This window comes from Cetobacterium sp. (assembly GCF_977044495.1).
Map to the genome: position 1 here is coordinate 1 of NZ_CDRRQU010000095.1, position 2,451 is coordinate 2,451.

The following is a 2,451-nucleotide window of genomic DNA, read 5'->3' on the forward strand; positions in this document are numbered from 1 at the left end:
CAAAATATACATATACAACACACTTTAAAGATCATATTATTGTTAAAGATGATGAAAGTGAGTATGGTTATGTTGTTTGTGGGGTACCCGCTGGAACTGGAAATATCAACTTAGAAGAGTGTTTCAAAATTATGGTTGAAAATTCACCTTTAGAGAGAATCAATATGGAGATGTGTTTCCCATACTGTACAAACTTTAAAAGAGAACCGGGAGCTGGTGGTGTAGATAGAGTTGGAGAGGGAACGTTCAAAGTTGAAGAAGCTCCTTACGATAGAAGCATTATCAAACCTCTTCAGTACTATTATCCACATAAGGCTGTAGACGAAAAAACTTTAGAAAAGATGATGCAGGATCAATTGGAAGGAGCACAAAAAGGGTATCTATACTTAAAAAGTTTAAGAGATAAATACTGTAGATAACTAAAACTATAACTCAATTTATTTTATTTTATTTACAAGGAGGAAAGAATATGAAAAAAATTATAAATACTACCAAAGCTCCGGGAGCTATTGGACCTTATTCTCAAGCAGTTGAAGTAAATGGAACTTTATATGTTTCTGGGCAAGTACCATTTGTTCCTGAAACAATGACTATTATATCTGATGATGTTAAAGAGCAAACAAGACAATCTCTAGAAAATGTAAAAGCTATTTTAGAAGAGGCTGGATACACATTGAAAGATGTTGTTAAAGCTGGTGTTTTTATTAAAGATATGAATGATTTTGCTGCTATTAATGAAGTTTATGCTGAATACTTAGGAGAAGTTAAACCTGCTAGAGCGTGTGTTGAAGTAGCTAGACTTCCAAGAGATGCTAAAGTCGAAATCGAAGTTATTGCAGTTAAATAATAACAAAAAGTTGCAGAGAAACAATCTGCAACTTTTTTATTGTTCAATTTATTTTAAAACTTTCTATATCTTTTAAAAATTGTATGTCACACTAAATCCACCTTGTGGCTGTAATTTCCAATCCTTTTCTGTATTTCCCCATACTTGATTCGAATACTTGACTTGTGCAAACACAGAGAATGATAAATCGCTACTATAATTATAAGTCACCTCTAATTGAGGTAAAGCAAATATTACATAGGTATTTTTATTATTTCCACTATCTACTGCAGGACCTAACCACTCATATACTTGATTTGATACTATAAACGGATACCAATTTGCACTTCTATTGGATACTATGTACGGATCAAACCCTCCAGTGAAATTGAATGCTAACGACGTTTGCTCATCAAATTTATATATCTCTTTGGAGTATCCTAACCAAGCCAAAATCATAAAATAATTTGCTGAATCATAACTTCTTCCTGATACTTCATTTTCTATTTCAAAACTTCCATTGTACCACTCTCTATATGCATATGCATTAAATGTAAACGTAAAGTCTGCTAGTAATTGCCAATTTGTTAACAAACTCAAAATACCTGTATTGACATGACCTGCCGCTCCTTTTGTACTCCAACCATAGATATACATTGGCGATACTGCAAATTGTGTCGCTGTAATATACTCCCCTCTTGGGATATACCCAGAAATGTCAAATGCTGTTTGAGCAAAAATATATGTTTGATTTGTCCCATTGAATTCAGCTTCATTCTCTACCATTAAAGATGAAGTCCACTTAATTTTTGAATTTTCTATAACACCATGATTATAGCTCACTGTGGCCTTTGGTCCACTAAATTTATTGTTTTGCTGATTTTCTCCACCATTATAATCATACATATTCCAAACTCTGTCCCACTGTAAACTTAAATTCCAATCCTTTGCAAAATTGTAACTTAAGACAGGAGAAGGGTGTGAGGATTCTGTTTTATATTTTCCAGCATTCCCATAAAAAGTTTGAGTAAACTCAAAACTACCATTGGGTACAAACTCCTCTGCATAAGAAATTCCAACAATCAATAAAGAACCTATAAGTGTTTTTAAAAATAATTTTTTCATAATCGACCTCCGCCTCTAAAACAAACCTAGAGATTTTCTATAAATCTATCTTTTCTATTTTTTTAATAGTCTTTTTTCAGTATGAGAGTAACCCGCTACGTGATCCTCCGTTTTTTGAACCTCTTTCTTCACTGCAGTCGTATGTTGGTCTAAATGTTCAATCGATTCTTTCATATCTTTAAGAAGTAATGAAATTTGTTCCATACTTTGATCCGCTCTTACAACAACTCTCATTATTGTTATATTTTCAAAATTCTTAGGAAGTGGATATGCTGGTAACTGCCATCCATAGTATCTCAATCTATCAGCCAAATCATACTCTGTCCATAATCTATTTGGGTCCGCCTTTAATGACCAACATATAATTGGAATATTCTCTCCACTATTTAATATTTTAAATATTCCCAACTTTTCTAATCCTTTTGTCAAAAATAGCCCTACATCTCTTGATCTTTCATGTACTGCCTTATACCCTTCTCTACCCCATCTCACAAAATTGT

At 32.9% G+C, this 2,451-nt stretch carries 2 protein-coding genes and 2 pseudogenes; 2 read left to right on the forward strand and 2 right to left on the reverse strand.

Annotation, left to right across the window (positions count from 1 at the left end):
* Window positions 1–419 (forward strand): annotated as a pseudogene (locus ACWI69_RS12075) (sugar phosphate isomerase/epimerase family protein); the annotation flags it as partial.
* A 50-nt stretch (window positions 420–469) separates the two neighbouring features.
* Complete coding sequence (locus ACWI69_RS12080; RefSeq protein WP_448822083.1) at window positions 470–847, forward strand: RidA family protein; 378 nt, start codon at window positions 470–472, stop codon at window positions 845–847.
* A gap of 72 nt (window positions 848–919) precedes the next feature.
* Here ACWI69_RS12080 and ACWI69_RS12085 read toward each other — a convergent pair whose 3' ends face one another.
* Both ACWI69_RS12085 and ACWI69_RS12090 read right to left on the reverse strand, forming a co-directional pair.
* Window positions 920–1,951 carry a FomA family porin-like outer membrane protein gene (locus tag ACWI69_RS12085; protein WP_448822084.1) on the reverse strand — a complete coding sequence of 344 codons (1,032 nt, stop codon included), beginning with the start codon at window positions 1,949–1,951 and terminating at the stop codon, window positions 920–922.
* Window positions 1,952–2,005: 54 nt separating this feature from the next.
* A pseudogene (locus ACWI69_RS12090) lies at window positions 2,006–2,451 on the reverse strand (glutamate decarboxylase); the annotation flags it as partial.

Bases quoted from the DNA above. Each gene is read 5' to 3' on its own strand.
- ACWI69_RS12085 (WP_448822084.1), bottom strand. From the start codon at position 1,951: ATGAAAAAATTATTTTTAAAAACACTTATAGGTTCTTTATTGATTGTT.
- ACWI69_RS12080 (WP_448822083.1), top strand. From the start codon at position 470: ATGAAAAAAATTATAAATACTACCAAAGCTCCGGGAGCTATTGGACCT.